The following is a 23,276-nucleotide window of genomic DNA, read 5'->3' as shown; positions in this document are numbered from 1 at the left end:
TTGGATTTAATTCATTTTTACTGTTAGCCATATTTCTTTGGAGGTAAAGTAAACATTTCCTTGTTCTTACATGAATTAACTCCCTGCATTGAATTCACTGATGGATTTCTTTTTTTAGTTGAATATATACCGATCTTTCGTTGTTGATGATCAATAAGACTTTTCATTATAGCTTGTATAGATAAAATCAACAAAATATATAAAACAAGTACGGGGACAATTAGCCAATACCTTTCCGTCATAACACCAACTCGCATTGTCTCAAACAAGGATGTCCAATCATATAAAAGAGATTGAGAAGCTCCTTCTCGATTTCCTCTTATAGTCCCCCCTAAGAAGATGCTTAGAACCCCCAAATGGAGTAATACTTGTAAAACTTGAATCATCTGCTGACCAAGCAAAAGTGTCACCTTAGGTAATAGGTGCAAAGTTATGTGTTTGAAGAAAATTCTACTTCTACTTGCTCCCAAAAGCATAGCTGACTGAATGAATTCTTTTTTTAACATCTCATCCGATTCTTTTCCTAAAGTATTTAATAATACTGGAATGGCGAAGACAATTAAAATAACTACTTCTAATATCATATTAGGAACGATTAAAGACTCAGCAAGAATTCTTTGGTCCTCCTCAAATATGACAACGTCAACGAGCAACAAATACCCCACTAGAGTAAGTGGCAAGAATTGCATTCCATTAGCCAGTTCACTAATTACTTTTTTTGAACGTTTTCCTAACCAAAAAACATAAGAAATGGTCAATAAATATCCAAGTCCAACCCTTACCAAAGCGATAAACATAGTAACCAAGATAGTATATTTAGCACCCAATACCAACATCGTCATGATTGGATAACCATTTAAATTAGACCCAAATATCAATTGACCCTCACCAGGAGGATGAGGAGGTGCATGATAATTTCCATCTTCGTCCTGAAATATTCCTATGCTTTCAACAGGAAGGTCGTAAATAAAAGAATAAATAATGCTAACCCCTAGAATACCTGTTATGTATCCCATTCCCATTAAAAACTTGGGATTTTTAAGCAACTGTAGCCATTCACGCCACAATTTTACCCATAGTGAAAAATTTACTTGGGGCCATCTGTGCGTATCAAAAACTTTGGCATTTTTCATCATAGTTATTGGGATTTGTTTACTAATCTCTTTTAAATCAGTTTTCAGAACCCAGTCAAGTAAAAAGTACAAAATGTAGAAAGGAGTAAAAATTAAGAGTAAAGCTACAGTTATGATAAAAGGTCTTGTATCAAAGAAAATTAAATGTACGATCCCATAGATGTTATGTAAATACTCAACCACTAGTAAACTTGACAACGTAAACCAAAGGATGGGCTTAGATTGAATGATTAAGTTAACCTTAATATTCCTTAAGCAATGGCGTATGAGGATATACGTTTTGCCAAACCCTTTACTTCTAGCCAGGACTACATAGTCTTTCCCCCACTCCTCTTCCAGTAATAAAAGAAAGGTCCTGAAGAATAAAATAGTAGGCAAAATACTCAGAGACAAAACTGGTGATAAATAGATTTTTCCCTCCCCTAAGTAAGCAAACTTAAAAAGTAAAATGTTAAAAGAATTATAAAACCACACGACAAACATTTGCAGGAAAAATATAAAAAGAATATCAGGGAGTGCTTCTAAACTATTCAATATAGTATGTATTGCTCGTTTCCATTTTTGAGGTAAACCAAAAGTTGATAAAGCTAGGATCATCCCTACAATTAGAGCAATGGTTAAAGCAGAGAATAAAATAGTCATGGAGTAAAGGTAATTATCAAAGATGTAAGAAAAAAGTGGTTTTTCTACTATAAGATAGTTGTGGCGATAGTGAAAGAACCATTCAGAAGGAGTGAAAAGCGTCTGAATCACACTCCATACACTTCCTAAATAGTTAGATATATTCCATTGGAAGTTATTATTGAATAAAGCAGGTACACTACTTATTAGAATAATACCTATAACTCCTAATAGGTAATTAAAAATTATATTGAATATCCTCAATTTGTCCCCCCTAACCTTTATTATCAATTTAAAGGTAGCAAATTGCCAACAATCATTCCAATTATTTCAAACTTTACCCTTTCAAATACAACTCAGCTTATAAAAAATTAGCTTATCTTTAAGATAGACTTGTCCGAGATATCTTCGATTAAGACATAACAAACAAAACTGTTATTTTAGTACACTATGTCACTACATCTCCTCTAAAAAAGGAAACTTATCAACGTTATACATAATAATAAGACTCATTAAAAGTATTATCATTGTACTGACATAATGTTTTGAATCCTTAATAAAGGTAAATTCCATAATTGCTTGAAAACCTAATATTATTGCTAAATAGGTCATTAAATAATATTTAATTAAAGCGTCTGAGTTGAAATCAATGACAAACCAAAGTGTGCATAAAAAGACTAACAGAATTATACCTCTCCCCCAACGGTCAAGGGGCTTACCGGATGTTTCTGATATTTTTACCTTTTCAACCCTAAGTATCTTATTTGTAACTTTTTCTGTCACAAACATCAAGGCAATTAATAAAATTAATAACGCTAAGAACTCCACCTAATCCCCCCTTCTTACAGTTATAAAAATACTTCTTATCGGAGAAATGCCCCTATTCAAGAAGAATCGATTTCAAGATAAAGTTAAATCAGCTATTGGATCTTCCGAATGTCTTTCAATCCATAAACGACTTGATTTAATCTTTTCCCAGAGAATTCAATCTCAATAATATCCACTTTTTCAGCTCCAACTTTTTCATAGAAAAAACGGGAATGATTGTCTTCTAAGATTAAAGCAAGCATTGAATATATTCCTTGATTCTCTAGTTCTTGTATTATTGGCTCTAATAGCTGTTTTCCTAACCCTTTTCTTTGATGATCTTTTAATATGTAAATGGCATAAAGTTCTCCTTCAAATCCAGGATACTTTCCTGTCCTTTCAGGCCCGCCGTTAGAGAAGCCTATTATCTTTCCCTTATTGTCTTCAGCTATATAAACTGACTGCTTAGAGATTATTTCTTTCCACTTTTTTCCCCAGCTTTCGTAGGTCATCTTCCTTAAGTACTCGTCAGGTATTATGTTCTTGTATGTTGAATGCCAGCTATCAACCTGAACCTTTGCCACACCCTCTGCATCTGTTACAGTTGCCTTTCTAATCTTCATACTTCACATCCCTTAATCATTAATCTCGTGCCTATATTTAATTCCAATTATTTCAAATCATTACTATTTACTCAACATTATTTATTAAAAAGGCGTAACCCCTTTCTGGAATCACGCCTTGTGACTAAAGACAATAAATATCCTCTACAGAAGGTTTGCTGAATTGCCTCCTTTTCTTGAACACTTGATATCAAGATAATTTGATTTGCAATAAAGTATCAAGTTACTATTGCCAGGAATTTATACTTATTTTTAAAGGCTGTAATTCCAATGGTTTGTTTGTATCTTTTCTGGTTAAAGCTATTTTCGGATAGATTTCAATATAATTTGTATTTCCTTTTAGCTCCTGTGGAATAATGCTTCGCCCTTTAACAATTACTCTGTCATTTTCTTTTCTTTTTTCTAAATCAATACCGTCTATTGAAATATTTATTTTATTCCCTTGATCATCATAAGCTTCTAATCGCACTTGATTATTTTCTCCCTTAACTGGAAATGAAGCTGTATAATTAATTGCTGTAGAAGCTTTTCCGGCTATAATAGAATCGAAGTGCACACTTATATTTGATTCTTGATCAACGCTTTCTTTATCAACATGTAAAACATCATGGGGTAACTGTCTAACTGGAACATTAAACTTCCATACTCCCTCATCTTCACCTATCCTTAAAACTTTCAAGGGAAATGTTGTACCTCCAGACAGCTGTTTATCCGGATAATGCAACTGTATTTGTCCCGTATATCCTTGAGCCGTTTTAACTGCACAATTTCTTTACTATCCGAAATTGTTTCTTCCCCATTAAAAACTTCATAAAATCCGCTGACTTGGCCCTTTTCTTTCTCTTGCACATCACCTGTAACATTAAAAGTCACACCCATCACCGCACCATCGTAATAAGCACTGGTAACGGTAACATTTATATCACCACTACTAGCTGTTTCATTTAATTCGGTGATAAGTTGTTAAGAAGCCAAGTTTCTACCTATTAAGTCATTAAAATTTGAATATAACTGTCCTACTACCGGAACCTCAGCCATTACATGAGATACAGAAGGGACCATAAAGCTGGCCGTAGCTCGTAAATTGACCCCCATCATATTTGCCATTTTAAGAGATTCAAAGCCCTATGTACCTCGCCCTCAAACCAATGATGATTAACTACTTTTTGCAGTTTTAATAATTACACGAGTGAGGTTTATTTGATATGCGAAATTTTATTTAAGTGAGCGTTAAAAAGCTTCTACCTGGTTACTTGACATTTTATAGCTGGTCTTTTATGTAAGACTCAGATTCGAGATATCTCTTACTCTTCCTTTACTTTAGCACCCATTAACACAATACAAATTGTATTTAAGAACATTTTTACAAACGTTCAAATACTAGCGTTACTACGGTAATACTCTACTGCTTCTCTCAATCGCTCATTTTCCTGCTTAAGTTCTTTTATGTTACTCTCTTGCTTCCATTTGTAAATTAGTAACCCAACTACGACTAATAAAGATATACCCCATCCTATTAGATAAAAGGGAAGTGGCTTTTCTTGAGTAATCCAAATTAGAAATCTATACTGCAATATTGTAAATGTAATCAACATCACAAAAGAAATGTAAAACCATCTCCACCAATTCTTCAACTAATCACCCCTTAAATACCTATTACACCAACGTGCACCTTAAATCTTTCACAGTTAGTCCTTCAATGATGGACTAGGTACAATAAAGGCAAACTGTACATCAGCTGTCTTTCTTCCTTCTTCCCTCCATTCAGCGTTTATAATGTAAGTGATCGTAGTATTTTCATCACCCATGATTTCAATGACATTATTCTGTAAAGATTCTTGCATACCTGTTGCACCCTGTAGTTTTTGAATGGAAAGTCGTTTGGGAGCCGGAACACCTTCTGGAAAGTCAATTTTCACTTCATCTCCAATATTGGCATTAACCTCCACTAGATTCACTTTATCTTTCCATTCACTGTATGGATCAGTTCCATTAGTAGGAGGTGCTTCGCAAGCAGTTTCGTTTAAGCAGTTCACATGATATACGGCTGGATAAGATTCTCCATTATGTGTGAACGTTGTATTCTTTAGTTCTACTTCCTTCACATTTTTATCTTTTTCCACGTCTAAGACAAACCCTATTTTCTTTGCCCCTTGAAACTTTCCTTCTTCCGTTCGCCATTCGGCGGATAATAAATAATGTTGCTTACCTTCCCCAGAGACTTCTATCACTTGATCTTCTAGAGATTTACTTTCGATGCTACTGTCTTCTTTCATTCTATAACTCAAACGATCGGGTTGGCTTCCCTCAAATTCGACCTTAATTTTAGTACCCCTACGAACCATAGTAGAAGGTATTCCTTCAGTTTCATTCTCTATTGATGTGTTTTCCGGAGATGTTACTGTCTCCTCATTGCAATTCTCCGTCCAACATTCTAAGACAGTTTCAGCAGCAAGATCGTTAGAGTTCGTTTGAAGAATGATCGTTGGTTTTTCTTCTAGTGCAACTCTATCCTCAGAAATATCATCATTAGTGAGTGAAAATATTTCTTTGTCTTCAGTTTGACATGCGGATAAAACAAGAACTATTACAAATGTTCCAATTATTACCTTTAGATTTTTCATCATTCTCACTTCCCTGGCACTATAGTTTATTCAAAAGGGATTATCCCCCACGTAAACATTAGTAGGTTTGGTCTTACATTATTTGTTCCAATTATTTCAAAATATAATATATATCTCAATAATTAATCACAATAAAGGGGCCTACCCTATTAAGGATAAACCCCAAGTTAGCTAGAGAATTCGAATTCAAGATAAATCTTCGTTGCTCTACTAAATTTACATTATCGTGAACCTAGTATTTTACTTCCCATTGATTGATTTTGAAATAATGGTTATTAAGTGACAAGACAATAATCTCAAAAATGAGTCTTCGAGTATAGGGAAAAAGAATAAAAACACAACATAATAATATCCATATGACTTTACTTTTTATAAATTTTTAGATAAAAGAAAAGCCTCCCAAAAGTTTATAAATACTCTTGAGAGGCTTCTACACCTACTCCGTTAATTTGAAATTGGAATAGAGCAATTTAACAACGTTGACACACTCTCTTTTCCCGATTCAGGCTAATCAAAACGGCGCTTTTTAAAAATAACAACCGCAACAATAACAGAAGCAACAGCCCAGACAGATAGAATGATGAAGTTCTGTGTGACAGACTCCCCTGTACTTAAATGTTCAGCGATCTCTGTAAGCTGATAATCCGGAATATATTCAAAAACGGAAGTAATCCACTCCACATTCACCACGCTGCGAAACAGGGAGCCCATTCCTAAGATAAGCATCACCGGCAGCCCAGCGACAGACGTTTCCATCACTGTACGAGAAATGAGACCGAGGATCGTCCCGACGGCAATGAAAAAGATGAGACTAATGAACAGGGCAGCGGCGAAAATCCCCATCTGATCCGGGAGTGAAAAGCCACCAATCATGATAACGACAGCAACCATAATAACGGTCAGCGCTGCAGAGAGAACACTTTTCCCAATAAATATTTCTCCAATATTCAGCGGGGATAGAAGCAGTCCTCTTAATGTGTTCTTTTCTTTTTCTTCGGCAATCATAGCCGCCTGAATAAAGGAGCCGACAATAACCATCGTCAAGGTAAGGCATAGCACCATCATGGAAGAAACGTCTGCTGCTCCTTCTCTGCTGAATATATAAGCAAATAGTAGCGGCATGAGAGCGGTGGAAAGCATATAGGAATTTTTCATAAGGTCTTTATAGTCCTTCGTTACGACGGCTTGAACTCGTTTTACTGAAATCATCGCAATAGCCCCTTCCCTGTTACACGGGCGAATACTTCTCCTAATGTCGGCTCATTGGAGTGAATCGAAACTAACTGCCCGCTGGTGATTGCCTCGGCAATCAGCTGAGCGCTTTCTGGATCATGGCCAAGCAGATACTCGCGTCCGTTTTTTAAGAAGATGGTGATCGACGAATCAGTATAGTTTAAGCGCAGCTCCTGCGGTGTCCCTTCAATTTGGATACGGCCTTTGTTTAAAAAGGCAAGACGGTCACACATGCGTTCTGCTTCGTGCATATCGTGCGTCGTTAAAAAAATGGTAGTTCCTTCTTCATTTAGCTTACGCAATACTCGATGAATGCGCTCGGTACTTACCGGATCCAGAGAAGATGTCGGTTCATCGAGAAAAAGCAGCTCAGGCTTATGCAGAATCGTCCGGGCGAGTGTTGCTCGCTGCTTCATCCCTTTGGACATCTTGCTGACCTGTTTTCTCTCTTCCCCGCTCAGCCCGACTTCTTCAAGCACCTCATTAATACGGCTATAAGGCAGGTCGTATAAATCGCAGTACAGCTTTAAGTTATCGTAGATCGTCAGGCGGTCATACAGACCTGTATTATCCGTTAAAACCCCTATCCGTTTCATTTGTCCAGGCGCTTTTAACTGCTTTGCAGACTGACCGAACACATGGACTTTGCCTGAGCTGTAAGTCAGCTGGGCAGTCAGTATTTTAATCGTCGTTGTTTTACCTGAACCGCTCGGGCCTAGGAAGCCGAACGTTTCTCCTTTTTTTATAGTAAAAGAGAGAGCGTCCAGCGCTTTCTTACCAACAAACTCCTTCTGCAGATTGTCTACTTCAATTAACTCGCTCACTTGCATTCCCCTTTACAGTTTGGCTTATCACTACCTTAAGTCTACGTCGTAAGGGGCAGGTGTTCATTAAAAAAAGGATGAAAGGAGTATTTTTCGCGATAAATGGAGAGGCAGTTGCGATGAGTGATCATCGAAAAAGCTGAGTGGAGTATTTAACGACTTTTTTCAACATTCCCCGGGAAATATTTCTACACTCTTAGCACATTTTTGAGATCCTGGAGCTTTCCTTTTGATAAAGGGATATTACTTTTTTTATCATCATCGAGAATTAAACTGTAGCTGTTTCGTGTCCACGTCATCACTTCCCGCACCTTCTGCAGGTTAACGATATAGGAGCGGTGACAGCGGAAAAAGCCAAATGGCTCAAGCCTTTCTGTTAGCTGATTTAAAGTGATGGTGCAAGGAAACGAGTTTTCTTTTACATGCAGCTGGACCGCGCCACCCATACTTTCGATAAAATCAATCTCCATCGGGTCAAACAGAAGAATTTTTTCTTCAACCTTAGCGGGTATTCGCTCAAGATGCATTTGAAAGGATTGATTTTCCTTCGGGTCACTTTCTCCATTTTCAGTGGAAACTTCTCCTGATAAAACTTCCGACTGATCTACAACCGATATCTTCTTTAAGCCTGCTTCTGTTAAGCGGTATACATCATTCGTTAGAATGACGGCGCTCTCCATATTGCTTGTAATAATAAGGGCAGATTTCCCCTGTTTCTTCAGGTCACTCACAAGCCCGCGCAGGATCACCTTGCTCTCTAAGTCGATATTTTGATCAGGCTCTTCAAAGATAACGAGAGCCGGGTTATGAACGAGGGCCTTGGCAAACGCCAGCCGCTTCCGCTGTGAATAATCCAGGTGCCTTATCGGCTTCGCTCTAACTCCGTATAAGTTCACCTTATGTAACAATTCATCGATATTACTATTTGATCCATACAATTTTTGAAAAAACTTCAAGTAATCAGAAGGAGCTAATCGCTCATAAACCCCTTCCTCATGCATAACGACACCAACCTGTTGGCGGTATTTTTCCGGCTCGCGAGGATGTGCTTTATTAAAATAAGCGATCGTACCGGAGGACGATTCCTGCCCGATCAGCAGCTGAAAGAGCAGCTTTCCCGTCGCATGATCACATTGGATTGCCGCCACTTCCCTACGATTAAGCTGGAAATCAAAGGGATGGAACCATACTTTATCGCCTTCAGTCATACCTATTTTTTCCATTTTTATCACAACGTCCTGATCCATGGACCTCCCCACCTTCAAGTAAAAATTTCCATTCATACACAGCAATTGCCAAATTTAATCTGTTTGGGACTGTCATAAAAACGTTAATCCTAAAAACTTAGGAGTGGTGTATACAAATCAGTAAGTCTTTCCTTTGCAATATCGTACGATCATTCTTCATTCCAGGGCTCCGAATACAAAACCTTAATGTACAAATCCACAAAATTTTCAATATCAGTCCTTGTTAAGGATCTTAAAACAGTATTCATAATTGCTACCCCTCCTTCACTTAAAATTTGTTTTACTTAAGGAAAGCCCCCCAATGCTTGAAGCGGTGTATTTTTAATAATAAAGGTTTAATCTTCTTCTTTTTTTAAATTCTTCTTTATTCCTGAAGCGATAAGTACACCTATAAGACCACCTATGCTCATAGTAACAATATGTCCCCAGTCCACTTCACCGTTTTGCAACAGACTTAATACAAGTCCAGCTACTACTACACCAAGAACCCAAGTTAGCCAAAATTTTAGTGAATACAAATTCAACCCCTCCAATATTCCCCTTTACTGATTGGCCCCAATACTGTAAGACTTGATTTCAAGGGATCTAAATTTTAACTAGCGTTCGTTAGTTAAAGATAGTCTCCATCTTTCTAAAGGAAAAAGCTGAAGGTAATCTTACTTCAGGTTTTAAGCTCGTTTATGATTGTAACCACTATCTCTACCACCTAAATTTATAAATAGATAAATTTTTATTATTTTGCTTTTGAAACATTTAATTGCCACGAAACTCCGTATTGATCGTCTACCCAACAAAATTTTTCACTTACAGGGGTGTCTGTTATAGGCATATTTACATTTCCATCCTCTGAAAGCTTACTAAAAAGTTCTTCTAGCTCTTCAACTGTGTCGCATTCAACAAACAAAGACATTCCTGGAGTAAAACTAAATTTCTGATTCTGCATGCTATCGATGCACATTAAAGTTTGTCCTTTTATTGAAAACATACCATGTAATACAGTTCCATCCTCATTATGAAAAACATTAATTTTTTCAGCATCTTTAAATGTAGTTGTGTAAAAATCCATAGCCTCTTCTGCTTTCCCTTTGAACATTAAAAAAGTCGTTACTTTCTGCATTGTCATCCTCCTTTATTACCTTATTTCCTTAATTCTGAATTTCGAAGTTGTTATCGGACTATTTCAGCTTAAAATACTTTATGAAAAAAAGCCCCCTTGAATCATCGCTCCCCGTTTCTTTAAGACTCAGTATCAAGATATTTTTGACGTTATATAACTCTAATTACCCTATTTACACTGATCTATATTACTTTTTAGTACAACTGGACCTAACTTTTTGGTTTTGGTATTCGAGAGTCTTACTTGTACCTCTACGTTTTTCATATTCGCTGTAATTAGATCAAATCTTCCTGCCCATGTTGACTAATTCCTTCAGGAGTAGGGAATAGTCTAAACCTCCAACTTATTTCTTCGCGAATATAGGCAAATCCTTCGTAGCTATCAAAATCTCCATAGTTTGAGGGTTCTGGAAGGTGCACAGCAAGAATGCTTATATTAGTGCGAGCAAAACTTGGTGGGAATAGCTGGACTTTATATACTAATGCCGTTCCCTTTGCATTATTTAAATTTTGATCCACAGGTTCTAAAACCATACTGCAGGGCATAGTAATTGCATTTACTTGACTTGGGGACATAATAAGTAAAAAAATAATCATTGGAAACAAAATAAATCGTTTCATAAAACACCTCAACCAATTTGTTTTGGCTAGTATCCCCTATTTTAAAGTCATTAATTATTTTGTTTACCCTTCATAAGTAAAGAAAGAGCGACTACTCATATTGAATAATCACCCCCGATACTGGAAGACTTGGTTTCGAGATAAATTTGTTATAAGCACCTCTATTAATAAAAGAAAGCAACAGTGAGTATATTTTCAACGTGGTAGATGCATTTCCCTTGTTTGGGTTATAAATCTCAAGCTATCATTATGAATTTCTCGTTCTCTTGCCCCTAACCCGCCTGGAATAGATTACTTTCTACCATTTTTATTTGTTTTAGTAGCTGTGAGGATTACTATAAAAAAAGTTATTCCCACCCAAATTAAAACTTGAATAATGAAATCCATTATTACCACACCACCTAATTCTATAGGTAAAGAAAAGAGACGATCCTCTCTTATTGGATAATCGCCCCTAATAGTTTAAGACTTGATTTCAAGATACTTTGAGGTACTTTTCCCTACATATTCACAAAAAAAATATACAAGGCTTCTTCTAGAGTAATATTGTGTCTTATGGTAATGATGTTACCACCTCCATCGGAGTCTAGTAACTTTGCCCAATCCTGTATCAAACAAGCCTTAGCAGGGGGTATTTTGTAGAAGGAGGATAATATATTTTTCAATTTAATTTCAACTCAGTTAAATCCTTGGAATATTTAAGTTTTTTATCTAGTTATGTGATAAAAAGTAATTAAAGGATGGCTGAATTGAAGAAAGGGGTAACCGAAATGTATATTATCGTCCGTAAAAATAATGGCGCAACGGAAACCTTAAAAAAATCAAACAGCCGTGTGAAGAAAACCTTTAATGATTTTTATACCGCACATATGCTTGTAAAGAAACTTAATTCGAATACACTTTCAAGAATGCATTGGGAGGTTCAACAGAAGTAAGCAGGTTTATGCCTGCTTACTTCTTTGTAAAAAGACGACATCCTGTATTTACCTTCTTATCGAAAGTTTGAATTCATAAATAAGTCCTTCTTAACAAACGGGGGATAATCGGGAGTAGTCTTTTGAGGTGTATAACTAAATGTCAATTGTAAGTAAGATAGCTTACGTAAAGCGGAAAAATAGCTATAGTAAAAATGATAAAGAACACGAGACCGACACCAAAGAAAATATCGAGTACACCCTTAATGACCCTAAGACACCGTTCCTACAGTCATTTACATTCATCTCTAATCATGATCTTGATCAAAAAACGTTTAGCTGGCTGAGTAATGGGAATTGTTGTAATAAGCAAGAGTTTATAAATGTTTTGTCTATTTTCTACTTTATCTTAATCTTATTACGAGGAAAGGAGACAAATGATGGAGCACGTAAAAGCGCTGACCATTAAAGGTGTCATGACCATTGCAGGTCTTTATTTAGTACTCGGGTTAGGTTTTAACGTTTCGTTTATAACCATTTTAGCCATCACCGTCATTCTAGGTGTGATTTCATATTTAGTCGGAGACCTTCTATTGTATCCGAAGACGACGAACATGGTAGCCAGCACCGCAGATGTAGGTCTTTCAATCATCATCATCGCCATCGTAGGATCCATGATGGGAAGTCCGGACCAATCTTCCTGGCTTTCTGCAGGCGTCCTAGCTGGAATTGTTTTAGGAGCAGGAGAATTTTTCTTTCACTATTATATAGCAAAAAAGCCCGAACTTCGAGCCTCATTTATTAAGTAGAATGTTTTGAGAATCATTGAGCGAAAGAGTTTAAGATTTTGTAAAAAGTGATACAGTAAGATGTAATCCAATTCCGAAAGAAAGGATGAGAACCATGAGTAGAAACACACAGTATCAGCCTATTAAAGGGATTGGAATCGAATTATCAGATGCACAAGAAGTCCGTTATGCGAAAGAATTTAAACAAGCAGATATAGCCGGCGGTTACCGCAAGCCCCAGGTAAAACAGGCCAAGAAGGAAAACCCTGATTTAAAATCATAATACAAAGCAGCTTGCGGAGAATTTTTTCGTTTTCCGCAAGCTTTTTTGGATAAGGCTTTGTTAAAGTTTATTGTTGATATTGCACACAAAAAGAGGAGTTTCCAATTTTATGGAACTCTTTTTTATATTCAGCTTATTCAACTAAAGCCCCCAATTCATGAAGACTCGATATCAAGATAGTACCGAGGATTTTTTCTTTTTTCTTAAGTGTATGTACTTTTGTGTGATCATCCCTGCATTAAAAACCGATAAAATCATAATGAAATAGAAGAGTATCCGATTGAACAAGAACCTTTCTTCACCAGTAAACTCAATATATGAAAATGAATGAATTATAAAACCGAAGGCAGCTAATAGGATCAAGACAAACTGTCCTTTTATAGACTTAACCATAATTAATAATCGCTCCTCATTGTTTTCAGGCTTTGCCCCCATTTGTTGAAGAATCCGAATCGAGATAACTATAGAAACTGCTTTTCCTTTTATAGATTTACAAAATAGATTTAATAAATTGCTGTGTATTTAATACGGTGGCAAATTCCTTGTGAATAGTCGCAAGAGAAACATCATGAATCGTTTGTGCATCTATATAATTTTCATTATGATCCTTCATTCCAAAAGCTGCTGTTGCATCTGATAGCAGATAAGTATCGTAGCCTAAATTCCCACTCATTCTTGTAGTAGTTGACACACAATGTGGGGTCGTCAAGCCAGCAATGATCACTTTGTCCGTATGAATACTTTTTAAATGTTCGTTAAGATTGGTTCCAATAAAAGCACTATTAACCGTCTTTGTTATCACTTTTTCGTGATTGAGAGGAGCAAGTATGTCTTTTATAGGAAAACCCTCACCATTATAATAAAAAACTGAACTTGGTTTCTCAGACTTGTGTTGAATATGAATTACCTCCCACCCTTTATCACGCCATATATCTAACATTTTTCTAATGTTTTCTTCGGCATTGAGATTATTTCTTCCCCCCCCATTTTTTGTCGTTAAAAGCTTTTTGAACATCTATAATTATTAAAGCTTTGGTATTCTCCATAATTTTCACCTCGCCCTTTCGTTGAAGAAAAATAAAAGAATAGCTGAAGATCAACTATACAGTCTTCAGCTAGTGCCCCCTTATCCGGAAGATTCGGGACTGAGATAAATTAGGTTCTAATTCCCTTCCTACAATAATTCCTGTACATTTCGATGGATGTAGTCTTTTAATCCAAAGAGTTCTTTTTTGTCAAATTTATAAGAAACCTCTTCACTTCTGTAACTATCCAATATTTTTTGAATGGTGTTGCTAAGCCCCTCTAATGTAGCTATCCCCCACTCACCTGCTTCTTGCTTTGATGTAACAGTCCCAGATTTAACGTACAAAAATACTCTCAGCATATTTAACGAGCAATAAATTGGATCATCTTCTATATTTACTAAACATTCCTGATAATCCCCCTCGATGGAAGAGAAGTAGTCCGATTGCGAAATAATAGGGAAAATTTCAGGTATTGGTTCTCCATCAATACAAATTCCCCGTTGATTGAGTATGTAAATATGTGCAGCTAAATCAGGGTCAGTGCTAATATCTTCATTGATATATAAACATTGCTCTTTTGAAATGTCAGTTTCATATCTTTCCCTCCATTGTTCACTATAGTGAAAGTCGAAGGAAGAAGGATGTTTCCAATTATCTAATTGCTCTTTATTCAAGAAACTAATTTCGATTGGGTATGGATCATCAGAATAACTTAAGTATAGATTTGCTAATTTCCTTTTGGTCTCTATGGTTATTGATTCATTTGTGACCACTATTAAATCAAGATCACTTTTATAGGGATTGAATCCCCCCATTGCTAGTGAGCCGTGAAGGTAAAAACCAATAAAGTTATCATCGATGATTGGTTTAGTCTTACTCACTAATTTAAGAACAAAATCCCTTATATCTGAAGAAGAATTATTCCAATTGTAGGACATTTAATAAACCTCCTTCCCCTATAGAATTGAGACAAAGAGTGACAAACATTATCCAGCAATTGCCCCCCTCGTATATTATTATTAACCAGATTATTTCTGGTTTTAAATCCATCATACCTTTAGCTGAAGGTATAATGGCGTTAAATCAGATTGAGGTTGTCGCTCTGCCCCCTTGAAGCATTGTCTTCGTGCTATAGACTGACACCTCTTTCTTTATAGAACTATTCGTATAAGCTGGATGGTACATAGTTGCCGCATATCGAACGAGGTTGAGTATCTATAAAGGTAAGAGGTTTCCTTTCATCTGATTAATATTATGTGGGTGGTATCGTTTATGATTTATCTTGGTATTGATATTGGAAAACGTCATCATGAAGCTGGATTAATCAATGAAAGTGGGAACCCTATTGGAAAAACCATTCGTTTTGCTAATTCCAAAAAGGGTAGTGAAAAGCTTCTGACATTCTTAAACCAACACCAGGTAACACCTGAAAATTGTGCTTGTGGGATGGAAGCTACGGGTCACTATTGGTTATCTCTCTTTTCTTTCCTTCATCAACTTGGATACAAAGTGACGTCTTTCAACCCTATGCAATCGGACGCACTCCGTAATTTTTATATTCGAAAAACCAAAACAGATATTAAAGACGCGTACTTAATTGCTCAAGTGATTCGCATTGACTCTCCAGAAGCGACTCCATTCGTTCAAGAAGACCTCCTTCAACTTAGACACCTCGAGAGGCTGCGTTATGCATTGGTAGACCAAAGTTCAGACGTTAAGCGTAAAATCATTGCTTTACTAGATCAGGTTTTCCCTGAATATGAACAAGTGTTTTCTGATGTATTTGGACTATCTTCGACAGAAATTCTTTTAAACTTTACACTACCCGAAGACCTCTTGGACATCGATACAGACAAACTAGCCGATGTCCTTTATCGTGTCAGTAAAGGACGGTACGGGATTACAAGAGCTCGTTGGAAAGCTGAACAATTGAAAGAAAGTGCCCAAAATACCTTCGGCATTTCCATAGGTACAGAGGGATTTAAAATGCAAATCCATCTTCTCCTAGAACAAATAGCTCTATTTGAAAAACAATTGGCTCAAATAGAAAAAGAATTAAAGGAGCTCTCGGACCGACAACATCATTATTTAACAACCATAACAGGTGTAAATGATGTCACGGCGGCAGTCCTCTTAGGTGAAGTTGGTTCCATTGACCGTTTCGAACATCCAAAACAATTAGTTGCCTTTGCAGGCCTGGATGCTTCCGTGCACCAATCCGGTGAGTTTAATGGATCTAAAACGAAGCTTTCCAAAAGAGGTTCCCCTTACCTTAGACGTGCTATATGGCAAGCAGCTTTCGTGGCTAGCTTTAAGGATCCTGCCCTATCCCTTTATTATCAAAAGCTACGAGAACGTGGGAAAGCTCACGGTACTGCGGTAGGGGCCGTAGCTCGTAAATTGACACACATTATATTTGCCATTTTAAGAGATCAAAAGCCCTATGTAACTCGCCCTCAAACCAATGATGATTAACCACTTTTTACAGTTTTAATAATTACACGAGTGAGGTTTATTTGGTATGAGAAATTTTATTTAAGTGAGCGTTAAAAAGCTTCTACCTGGTTACTTGACATTTTATAGCTGGTCTATTATGTAAGACTTGATTTCGATATATCTTGGATTAGATCTTTTACTAATGCACCTTTAATTTTCTTTATTATCTTTCCAACGATAAAATTGTTTTCTGAAAAATAATACAAATCCTATGAAGATTAAAGTATAAACTAACCAAGGGATAACCCCTTCAAGAGTTGGATATAAAATATACGTTGCCATTCCTAGTACGATAATAGCGCCTATTATGCTGTAAACAATGTTTGCTTTTTCGTTTTTGAACATGGAATGCTCCTTTAAATAAAATAAACGTTTATTGTAGATTTTAACATTTTCATAAATAAAGCACTTTTCAAAAACCCATCCTTACAAAAATTATCATTCGACTAACCTGCACGTTAGCTAAAAAGCGATTGCTCATATTGGACAAGCGCCCCCGTTTTTATAAGACTCGAATTCAAGATAATCAAAGCCAGGGGTGGTTCTTATGCATTTGTCGGAAGCCCTACAACCGTCCCATCGCTTCTATAAAAAAGAAAAGCCTTACAGAGAACCACTCCCCTGCATGACTTTCCCGAAAAACTATCGATACATTTCCGTTAACCACATCGACAATGCAGGAACATACGTAATAATAAACAATGCGAAAATCATCACCACTAAAAGCGGAAGGACGCCTACGACGATTTTTTCAAATTTCACTTTCCCGACAGTGGAGGCAACGAATAAATTGACGCCCACTGGCGGGGTGACAAATCCGATGGCCAGGTTTGCGACTAAAATGACACCGAAGTGAACGGGATCTACGCCGAACTCTGTGACGATCGGCAGCAGAACTGGTGTCAAAATCACTACAGCAGATATCGTATCAATGAACATACCGACGAGCAGAAGCAACAGGTTAATGACGATCAATATGAAAAACGGGTTCGTAGTCAGTCCTGTCAGGTAGTTTGATATTTGATCCGGTAGCTGGACGAGCGTCATAAAATGGGCAAATGAGACGGACAGGCAGATAATGATCATCGTTGTTGAATTGATGATGATCGTTTGAATGAATGAATCATAGACCGTCTTCCATGTCAGTTCTTTGTAAATGAAGGCTCCGATAATGAGAGCGTAGACCACCGATACGACGGCCGCTTCTGTCGGAGAAAAGATACCGCCATAAATTCCGCCTAAGATGATGACTGGAATAAACAGCGCCCACTTCGCATCGTTTAATGCGCGGAACACTTCTTTTCCGCTCGTCTTTGAACCGTCTTCTGGGCGGTAGTTATTTTTCACAGAAATGATGTACGCGGTTACCATTAATAGCACGGCAATGAGCATCCCCGGGAAAATCCCTGCGATGAACATGTCGCCAACGGATACATTCGCAGTCACGCCGTAGATGACAAAAGGGATGCTCGGCGGGATGATAACCCCGATTGAACCTGCTGCAGCCGGTACACTGGCAGCAAAGCCGGGCTTATAATGTTTGGCGATCATCGCTGGAATCATGAAGCCGCCAATAGCGGCCACAGTTGCGGGGCCTGAACCTGAAATGGCTGCGAAAAACATACACGCGACGATCGTGACCATCGACAATCCGCCGGTCATCCAGCCGACCATTGAGGTTGCTAAGTGAAGCAGTCGTTTAGAAACGCCCCCTTTCCCCATCAATATGCCGGCAAGCATGAAGAAGGGGATGGCTAATAAAGGAAAAGAATCTAATGAAGTAAAGGCTTTTTGAACGATGATACCAAGAGGAAGCGTCGTTCCGAAGTAAATGGCTGTTAAAGCCGATACCCCAAGAGATATCGCGATTGGTACCCCGATAAGCAAACAGACGAGCAACGTTCCAAATAAGAGAAGGACACTCATGTGGCAATCCCCTCACTTTTTGGTCTTTCATAGTTCCCTTTCCAAACCTCTATGAGCTGGAAAACTAATCGGATCGCCATCCCCAAAGATCCGATCGGTACAGCGATCATTGGAAGCCACATCGGGATCTGCATCGCAGGTGAACTCTGACCGTAACTGATGGTATCCATCACAAGGTTAGTTCCGAATATCGCTAAAAATAATACGAGCGAAAACCACAAAAGGGCGCTGATCGATTCCAGTATTTTTCTCACTATTCCTTGAAACAGGGTAATGAATGCATCGACACGTATATGTTCTCTCAATTTCACGGCATAACTTGCGCCGATCCACACTTGAAAAATGTGTAAATAGCGGGCGATTTCTTCCGTCCAGCTTGGAGCGGATTGGAAAATGTACCGTCCAACAACTTGTCCAAAAATGAGGATGACCATTAGGACTAGTGTTGATACGAGTATACCTTTTTCAAATTTTGCGAAGATCTTCGCCATGACTGTCCCACCCTATTATGTATTAAAAGGAAGGCAGTCGCCTTCCTTTTTCCTGACGTTATTCACTGGCATTTTGAACGTCTTCGAGGAGATCTTCACCAATCTCATCTTTAAATTCTTCATAAACCGGTTCCACTTCATCTCGGAAGGATTCCATCAATTCTCCAGAAGGTTCATTAACTTCCATGCCTTCTGCTTTTAATTCTTCCAGAAACTCACTATCCTGCTCTTGAGCCAGTTCCCTTTGTTCTTCCCGGTATTCTTCAGAAGCTTCGACTACTAACTCCTGCAAGTCTGGGGAAAGACTCTCGTAAAATTCATTGTTCATCAATAGAGCCGTCGGCGCATACACGTGGCCCGTCAATGTCAAATAGTCCTGTACTTCATAGAACTTATTCGTATAAAACAAGGACACGGGCGCTTCCATTGCGTCATAAGTCCCTTGCTGAAGGGCTGTATAAAGCTCACCAAAAGCGAAAGGTGAAGCATTCATTCCGAGGGCATTGAAGGTTGCCGTGTGAACAGGGCTTTCCAATGTACGCATTTTCAGCCCCTGAATATCCTCCAGGGATTCCACCGGTCCCTCGTTATTCGATAGATGACGGAAACCATTTTCTGCAAAAACAAGTCCTTTAATGTTTTGTTCTGTCAGATCATCAAGTAGTCCCTGTCCAATCTCTCCATCTAGCACTTGATAAGCCTGCTCGTAGTCTTCAAATAAGAAAGGAAGATCAAATACCATGAAGTCTTTATTAAAAGAAGAAATCGATGCAACCGCTGGAATCGTCATTTCCACGTTTCCTTGCTGGACTGCTTCAATCGCTTCCCGATCAGATGGATAAAGTTCCCCATTCGGGTGAATCTCGACTGTAATTTGACCATCCGATTCTTCTTCCACCTTCTCTTTAAAAGATTCCGCTGCAATATGAGAAGATTGATCTTCCGAAACTAAGTGAGCAATACTAATCTTGTGACTTTCTCCTCCGCCATCCTCTGCATCACCACCGGTTGAATCTGGGCGTCCGCAAGCGGCTAACGTGATCAAAGCTACGAATAGAACCATTAACTTCTTCATATGTACTCCCCCTATGTCTTATTGTGTAATTCGTTTAACAATATTGTTCATATGTACATTCATCGCTTCGACGGCTCGTTCCACACCTCCATCCTGTACTGCTTCCAATATGCTTTCATGCTCGCCACAAGCAGCGTCAGCACTTTGAGGCAGCGTGTTGGATAAAATGATAAATGCACGGTAATCCCCTGAATTCATTTGCAAAATCAAATCTTGCAGCTTCTTGTTCCTATTGGCTTTTGTAAGCAATAGATGAAAATCCCGATCCAAATCCACAAAAGTCTCGTAATCTTCCTTTGCAATCGCTTTCCTTTGATTCGATACATTCTTCCGCAGCTGTCCGATGATCTCCTTAGATAAAATAGGGGTGACCGTTCGAAGGTTGTGCGTTTCCAGCAGCGTGCGGACTTCCATCAGATGTAAGGAACTTTCCATTGTAAACGTAGCCACCTTGGCTGGTTTGCCATTTCGCAGAACAACGAGGCCATCCATAGAAAGACGGCGTAAAGCATCACGCAGCGGCGTTCGACTGACACCGATCTGCTTAGCAATTTTCTCTTCCCGTAATTCTTGATCAGGAGAGAGCTCACCAGAAAAAATAGACTGACGCAGCAAGTCGTACGTCTGCTCCGTTACCGACATCTTCTTATGGATTTTTTTCATGAATCACTCCACCCATAAATTTTCTGTATACTGTATACAGAAAATTGTATAGGAGATTAGCGTTTTTGTAAACTGAATTTTTTAAAAATTATAAATATTAAGCAAATAAACCTCTTTAATCCAAAGAGAATCTTCGCCTTTTCCATTTACCATCCCTTTATTCCCTTAATTAACGCCGACCTTAGTTGAAGAAGAATCATTGTTGAACATTCACCACAATAATAGTAGATTAGTTATTAACCCTAAGATTACTAACCCAACAACCAATACATCTATATAAATTAATTCCTTATATTTCTTAAGAATATATCTTCCTCTCGATTTCTTTTAATGAGACTTCACCAGTACCAACTACTTCAAGACTAACAAGGGTACTGAATTTTTTCACTATAAAGAGGCTTACCTTTACTGCAGATAAGCCCCCGATTGTTTAAGACTTGAATTCAAGGTAAATATACATTTCACGTTGAGATAACATTTTTTTATTTATGGTATTTTATCTACCTTGGTATTTTTCACGCTTTAACTTAACTAAAGTTACCAGGATAATAATAAACCCTAGAATCATTGGTAGTAATGGATACATAAAAGGGAAAAATATCGTAGGATAACCCTGCCATGCATTGGTATAAAACCCTAATCTATGAGGTCCAACCACACCTGCGTTTAGTATTTTAGTTTGCAATGCATTCCTTTGAGTTAGTCGAAAATCATCCCTATTAATACTGCCTTCCGGACCGAAAGTATATGTAGTGTACTCTAATTCATTAGATGAAGCCCCACCAGTAATGTCCCCATTCGGCAATTCTTTTTGTATCTCTCGCGTTTTTTTCAAAACCACTACTAATGATTTTTTATTCTTTTTAATATCCGCCATTTTTATGAAGGCTATGTCTCCCCAATATCGACTTAATCCACTTTGTTCAACCCTCACTGGGTATTTTTTCAGCAAATCCTTTACCTCTCCATCAACTATTAAAGCTAGATTACCTATTGCTGTTCTATGTTCCCAAGGGTCAACAAAGGTGTCTTTATTCTTTAATTCCTCATCGATCTTAATTGAATGGTTTGCGTATTCAAAATACGGCTCCCTAGAGGGATAATCATTGTTAAAAGAGGTAAGTTTGTATCGACTTTCCATTAGAGAGGCATGTATAAGCTCAACTAACATTTTTGGGCCTAAGGGAACTGAACTTATAAAAAGTATTGCACCACATATTAAAAAAATCTTCTTCCTATTCATCAAAAATCTCCTAAAACTTTTACTTTTTTGCTGACGCAACATTAAACTTAAATTCTCTCAGCTGCATACTTATTTACATTGTCTTGATTGACGCACAAATTGAGGATGTAAATGAATTGCCACCGATACATGAAGACTTGATTTCGAGACTTTTTCATCTATAGAAAATAACATTTCTAAAATCTACTTAATATTAAGCTCCATTGTTTCTTCGTTCTCCCCCCACTTGACCATAACTTCTATAGTTTCATCTTTGCCAATAAGAGATGACCCCGAGGAAGAAAACTCTTTTTGTTTAGGGGGTTCACCTCCAAACGTTCTTGTGTTTTTTGCACTGGTTTTAGAAGCCTCAAAGGAATACTGTATTTCCTCAATGTCAGATAACTCTTTCAACTCACCTTTATACTTCACCACAAATTCTTCTGTTTTTACTCCACTAGATTCAGACACCTTTATATAGCTTTCCCAATGCTCGCTTTCTCCCTCAAATACATATTCTTCTCCTAAAGAGCACCCCACCAAAAAGAGAAAGAAAAGAAAAGCCAATGTCCCTGAAACTAATCTATTATTCATATAATTCCCCTTTCATATGTATCTGGGTCAGTTTATTCGATCAGAGGAAGATGGCGTCTGAGTGGATAATCCCACCTATATATAACGGAAAACAAAGGATTAAGGTTAAGATGTAATATTCAGGAATGCCCCCAATTATTTAAGACTTGACTTCAAGATATTAAAGCTATAAAAGGACAGTTTTTGGAATTCTATACTATCAATTTAAAATGACTACGCTTGAAAACAAAGTTCCATCGCTAAAGTTTATTTCAATCATATATGAAATTCTTTCACCTGATTTATTGTACAATTGAAGCTCATCTACAATTTCTTTCTCAAATTTAATTCCTTCCTCAAGGTCTGATCTTGTGAAACTTGTATTAACGGCTATAGCCTTACGATTGCGGTCAAAATGAACGTCCTTTATTCGGTCGTTACCCGAAAATTTGTCTTTTATGTATTTAATAATTTCAGCTACTTCTTCCGTATCTTTCATCGTTATTTCACTCTCTTGATTACTTGTTCCTTCCCTATTCATACTTTCGGATCCAAAATAAAGAATAAATCCTCCTGCGATAAGAATGGTCAGTAAAAAAACTCCTGCCCAAGTAGTTTTCCTCAATGTAAACACCTGGATAGGCTACACTTGATTGGACAGTTTCGTTAAGGTCCGGTACACTTTACTAAATATTTCAGTCGAGGAGAGCGGACCATGACCAAAAGAAACCGTCGTACGTTTACGGAGGAATTTAAGAAACAGATTGTTCAGCTTTATGAGAATGGTAAATCTAGAAAAGAAATTATTAAAGAGTATGAATTGACTTCTTCTTCTTTTGATCGATGGATCAGTCAGTATCGGCAATCCGGTTCATTTAAAGAAGAAGATAATCGCACACCTGAACAAAAAGAACTCATCAAGTTACGTAAAGAGAACCAGCGACTAAACATGGAAAACGACATTTTAA

At 37.6% G+C, this 23,276-nt stretch carries 26 protein-coding genes and 2 pseudogenes; 6 read left to right on the top strand and 22 right to left on the bottom strand.

Annotated elements, in window-relative coordinates:
• Positions 1–23 precede the first annotated feature (23 nt).
• From BLW54_RS18060 to BLW54_RS18000, 12 genes and pseudogenes are all read right to left on the bottom strand, one after another.
• Positions 24–1,886 carry an ABC transporter permease family protein gene (locus tag BLW54_RS18060; RefSeq protein ID WP_139254220.1) on the bottom strand — a complete coding sequence of 621 codons (1,863 nt, stop codon included), beginning with the start codon at positions 1,884–1,886 and terminating at the stop codon, positions 24–26.
• A 324-nt stretch (positions 1,887–2,210) separates the two neighbouring features.
• On the bottom strand, positions 2,211–2,582 hold the full coding sequence (locus tag BLW54_RS18055) for a DUF4181 domain-containing protein (RefSeq protein WP_035511604.1): 372 nt from the start codon (positions 2,580–2,582) through the stop codon (positions 2,211–2,213).
• A 92-nt stretch (positions 2,583–2,674) separates the two neighbouring features.
• A complete protein-coding gene (locus BLW54_RS18050; RefSeq protein WP_035511606.1) occupies positions 2,675–3,184 on the bottom strand; it encodes a GNAT family N-acetyltransferase in 510 nt (169 codons plus the stop codon).
• Positions 3,185–3,410: 226 nt separating this feature from the next.
• Positions 3,411–3,908 (bottom strand): DUF5643 domain-containing protein, encoded by a 498-nt coding sequence (locus tag BLW54_RS18045; protein ID WP_139254219.1) that lies wholly within the window; start codon positions 3,906–3,908, stop codon positions 3,411–3,413.
• 649 nt (positions 3,909–4,557) lie between these two features.
• Entirely contained in the window at positions 4,558–4,818 is a 261-nt protein-coding gene (locus BLW54_RS18035; RefSeq protein WP_035511612.1) for a hypothetical protein, read from the bottom strand.
• A 54-nt stretch (positions 4,819–4,872) separates the two neighbouring features.
• Positions 4,873–5,811, bottom strand: coding sequence for a hypothetical protein (locus tag BLW54_RS18030; protein ID WP_167358837.1), 939 nt, complete (start codon positions 5,809–5,811; stop codon positions 4,873–4,875).
• Positions 5,812–6,315: 504 nt separating this feature from the next.
• Complete coding sequence (locus BLW54_RS18025; RefSeq protein WP_035510722.1) at positions 6,316–7,017, bottom strand: ABC transporter permease; 702 nt, start codon at positions 7,015–7,017, stop codon at positions 6,316–6,318.
• Entirely contained in the window at positions 7,014–7,865 is an 852-nt protein-coding gene (locus BLW54_RS18020; protein WP_139254218.1) for an ABC transporter ATP-binding protein, read from the bottom strand. The genes BLW54_RS18025 and BLW54_RS18020 overlap by 4 nt, the downstream gene beginning before the upstream one ends.
• Positions 7,866–8,053: 188 nt before the next feature.
• Positions 8,054–9,112 (bottom strand): LytTR family transcriptional regulator DNA-binding domain-containing protein, encoded by a 1,059-nt coding sequence (locus BLW54_RS18015; RefSeq protein ID WP_051743994.1) that lies wholly within the window; start codon positions 9,110–9,112, stop codon positions 8,054–8,056.
• Between the two features lie 335 nt (positions 9,113–9,447).
• The gene (locus tag BLW54_RS18010) at positions 9,448–9,630 is read right to left on the bottom strand and encodes a hypothetical protein (protein WP_035510718.1); all 183 of its coding nucleotides are present in this window, start codon (positions 9,628–9,630) and stop codon (positions 9,448–9,450) included.
• A gap of 215 nt (positions 9,631–9,845) precedes the next feature.
• Positions 9,846–10,229, bottom strand: coding sequence for a VOC family protein (locus BLW54_RS18005; RefSeq protein ID WP_414625737.1), 384 nt, complete (start codon positions 10,227–10,229; stop codon positions 9,846–9,848).
• A 168-nt stretch (positions 10,230–10,397) separates the two neighbouring features.
• Positions 10,398–10,849 (bottom strand): annotated as a pseudogene (locus BLW54_RS18000) (YoqH family protein).
• Between the two features lie 770 nt (positions 10,850–11,619).
• Between BLW54_RS18000 and BLW54_RS20820 the strand changes: the two are divergent.
• The 4 genes from BLW54_RS20820 (at position 11,620) to BLW54_RS20520 (ending at position 12,834) form a co-directional block, all read left to right on the top strand.
• Positions 11,620–11,784: a hypothetical protein gene (locus tag BLW54_RS20820; RefSeq protein ID WP_155996998.1), complete on the top strand. Its 165-nt coding sequence runs from the start codon at positions 11,620–11,622 to the stop codon at positions 11,782–11,784.
• A gap of 139 nt (positions 11,785–11,923) precedes the next feature.
• The gene (locus tag BLW54_RS17995; protein ID WP_035510715.1) at positions 11,924–12,232 is read left to right on the top strand and encodes a hypothetical protein; all 309 of its coding nucleotides are present in this window, start codon (positions 11,924–11,926) and stop codon (positions 12,230–12,232) included.
• A complete protein-coding gene (locus BLW54_RS17990) occupies positions 12,201–12,572 on the top strand; it encodes a DUF2512 family protein (protein WP_244153544.1) in 372 nt (123 codons plus the stop codon). Before BLW54_RS17995 ends, BLW54_RS17990 begins: the two co-directional genes overlap by 32 nt.
• Positions 12,573–12,666: 94 nt before the next feature.
• Positions 12,667–12,834 (top strand): YfhE family protein, encoded by a 168-nt coding sequence (locus BLW54_RS20520; RefSeq protein ID WP_074736113.1) that lies wholly within the window; start codon positions 12,667–12,669, stop codon positions 12,832–12,834.
• A 490-nt stretch (positions 12,835–13,324) separates the two neighbouring features.
• Here the strand turns inward: BLW54_RS20520 and BLW54_RS17975 are convergent.
• Both BLW54_RS17975 and BLW54_RS17970 read right to left on the bottom strand, forming a co-directional pair.
• Positions 13,325–13,880, bottom strand: a pseudogene (locus BLW54_RS17975) (cysteine hydrolase family protein).
• A gap of 128 nt (positions 13,881–14,008) precedes the next feature.
• Positions 14,009–14,800, bottom strand: coding sequence for an aminoglycoside adenylyltransferase domain-containing protein (locus BLW54_RS17970; RefSeq protein ID WP_035510707.1), 792 nt, complete (start codon positions 14,798–14,800; stop codon positions 14,009–14,011).
• 334 nt (positions 14,801–15,134) lie between these two features.
• Here BLW54_RS17970 and BLW54_RS17965 point away from each other — a divergent pair, with 334 nt between their 5' ends.
• The gene (locus BLW54_RS17965) at positions 15,135–16,337 is read left to right on the top strand and encodes an IS110 family RNA-guided transposase (RefSeq protein WP_074736111.1); all 1,203 of its coding nucleotides are present in this window, start codon (positions 15,135–15,137) and stop codon (positions 16,335–16,337) included.
• Between the two features lie 171 nt (positions 16,338–16,508).
• On the opposite strand, the gene BLW54_RS17960 is transcribed toward BLW54_RS17965, so the two are convergent.
• The 8 genes from BLW54_RS17960 to BLW54_RS17925 all read right to left on the bottom strand — a co-directional run bounded on the left by BLW54_RS17960 (position 16,509) and on the right by BLW54_RS17925 (position 22,933).
• The gene (locus tag BLW54_RS17960; RefSeq protein WP_035510705.1) at positions 16,509–16,703 is read right to left on the bottom strand and encodes a hypothetical protein; all 195 of its coding nucleotides are present in this window, start codon (positions 16,701–16,703) and stop codon (positions 16,509–16,511) included.
• A 297-nt stretch (positions 16,704–17,000) separates the two neighbouring features.
• Positions 17,001–18,284 (bottom strand): TRAP transporter large permease, encoded by a 1,284-nt coding sequence (locus tag BLW54_RS17955; RefSeq protein WP_035510703.1) that lies wholly within the window; start codon positions 18,282–18,284, stop codon positions 17,001–17,003.
• Complete coding sequence (locus BLW54_RS17950) at positions 18,281–18,775, bottom strand: TRAP transporter small permease (RefSeq protein ID WP_035510701.1); 495 nt, start codon at positions 18,773–18,775, stop codon at positions 18,281–18,283. The genes BLW54_RS17955 and BLW54_RS17950 overlap by 4 nt, the downstream gene beginning before the upstream one ends.
• Before the next feature lie 58 nt (positions 18,776–18,833).
• The gene (locus tag BLW54_RS17945) at positions 18,834–19,850 is read right to left on the bottom strand and encodes a DctP family TRAP transporter solute-binding subunit (RefSeq protein ID WP_035510699.1); all 1,017 of its coding nucleotides are present in this window, start codon (positions 19,848–19,850) and stop codon (positions 18,834–18,836) included.
• An 18-nt stretch (positions 19,851–19,868) separates the two neighbouring features.
• A complete protein-coding gene (locus tag BLW54_RS17940; RefSeq protein ID WP_035510697.1) occupies positions 19,869–20,513 on the bottom strand; it encodes a GntR family transcriptional regulator in 645 nt (214 codons plus the stop codon).
• Between the two features lie 496 nt (positions 20,514–21,009).
• Complete coding sequence (locus BLW54_RS17935; protein ID WP_074736109.1) at positions 21,010–21,756, bottom strand: hypothetical protein; 747 nt, start codon at positions 21,754–21,756, stop codon at positions 21,010–21,012.
• 183 nt (positions 21,757–21,939) lie between these two features.
• The gene (locus BLW54_RS17930) at positions 21,940–22,329 is read right to left on the bottom strand and encodes a hypothetical protein (protein WP_035510693.1); all 390 of its coding nucleotides are present in this window, start codon (positions 22,327–22,329) and stop codon (positions 21,940–21,942) included.
• A 199-nt stretch (positions 22,330–22,528) separates the two neighbouring features.
• Positions 22,529–22,933 (bottom strand): hypothetical protein, encoded by a 405-nt coding sequence (locus BLW54_RS17925; RefSeq protein ID WP_035510690.1) that lies wholly within the window; start codon positions 22,931–22,933, stop codon positions 22,529–22,531.
• A 90-nt stretch (positions 22,934–23,023) separates the two neighbouring features.
• On the opposite strand from BLW54_RS17925, the gene BLW54_RS17920 reads away from it, so the two are divergent.
• On the top strand, positions 23,024–23,276 hold a 253-nt coding region (locus tag BLW54_RS17920), incomplete at its 3' end, for a transposase (RefSeq protein WP_139254217.1).

This window comes from Halobacillus karajensis, assembly GCF_900108515.1.
Taxonomy (GTDB): Bacteria; Bacillota; Bacilli; order Bacillales; family Halobacillaceae; genus Halobacillus; species Halobacillus karajensis.
This window is presented reverse-complemented; position numbering and strand designations above follow the sequence as displayed.

Excerpts from the sequence above, each read along its gene's own strand:
- BLW54_RS17945 (WP_035510699.1), bottom strand. The coding sequence starts at position 19,850 with ATGAAGAAGTTAATGGTTCTATTCGTAGCTTTGATCACGTTAGCCGCT.
- BLW54_RS17965 (WP_074736111.1), top strand. The coding sequence starts at position 15,135 with ATGATTTATCTTGGTATTGATATTGGAAAACGTCATCATGAAGCTGGA.
- BLW54_RS17930 (WP_035510693.1), bottom strand. The coding sequence starts at position 22,329 with ATGAATAATAGATTAGTTTCAGGGACATTGGCTTTTCTTTTCTTTCTC.
- BLW54_RS17955 (WP_035510703.1), bottom strand. The coding sequence starts at position 18,284 with ATGAGTGTCCTTCTCTTATTTGGAACGTTGCTCGTCTGTTTGCTTATC.
- BLW54_RS17940 (WP_035510697.1), bottom strand. The coding sequence starts at position 20,513 with ATGAAAAAAATCCATAAGAAGATGTCGGTAACGGAGCAGACGTACGAC.
- BLW54_RS20520 (WP_074736113.1), top strand. The coding sequence starts at position 12,667 with ATGAGTAGAAACACACAGTATCAGCCTATTAAAGGGATTGGAATCGAA.
- BLW54_RS17935 (WP_074736109.1), bottom strand. The coding sequence starts at position 21,756 with ATGAATAGGAAGAAGATTTTTTTAATATGTGGTGCAATACTTTTTATA.
- BLW54_RS18015 (WP_051743994.1), bottom strand. The coding sequence starts at position 9,112 with ATGGATCAGGACGTTGTGATAAAAATGGAAAAAATAGGTATGACTGAA.
- BLW54_RS18005 (WP_414625737.1), bottom strand. The coding sequence starts at position 10,229 with ATGCAGAAAGTAACGACTTTTTTAATGTTCAAAGGGAAAGCAGAAGAG.
- BLW54_RS17995 (WP_035510715.1), top strand. The coding sequence starts at position 11,924 with ATGTCAATTGTAAGTAAGATAGCTTACGTAAAGCGGAAAAATAGCTAT.
- BLW54_RS17990 (WP_244153544.1), top strand. The coding sequence starts at position 12,201 with ATGATGGAGCACGTAAAAGCGCTGACCATTAAAGGTGTCATGACCATT.
- BLW54_RS18030 (WP_167358837.1), bottom strand. The coding sequence starts at position 5,811 with ATGATGAAAAATCTAAAGGTAATAATTGGAACATTTGTAATAGTTCTT.
- BLW54_RS18050 (WP_035511606.1), bottom strand. The coding sequence starts at position 3,184 with ATGAAGATTAGAAAGGCAACTGTAACAGATGCAGAGGGTGTGGCAAAG.
- BLW54_RS20820 (WP_155996998.1), top strand. The coding sequence starts at position 11,620 with ATGTATATTATCGTCCGTAAAAATAATGGCGCAACGGAAACCTTAAAA.
- BLW54_RS17970 (WP_035510707.1), bottom strand. The coding sequence starts at position 14,800 with ATGTCCTACAATTGGAATAATTCTTCTTCAGATATAAGGGATTTTGTT.
- BLW54_RS17950 (WP_035510701.1), bottom strand. The coding sequence starts at position 18,775 with ATGGCGAAGATCTTCGCAAAATTTGAAAAAGGTATACTCGTATCAACA.
- BLW54_RS17960 (WP_035510705.1), bottom strand. The coding sequence starts at position 16,703 with ATGTTCAAAAACGAAAAAGCAAACATTGTTTACAGCATAATAGGCGCT.
- BLW54_RS18025 (WP_035510722.1), bottom strand. The coding sequence starts at position 7,017 with ATGATTTCAGTAAAACGAGTTCAAGCCGTCGTAACGAAGGACTATAAA.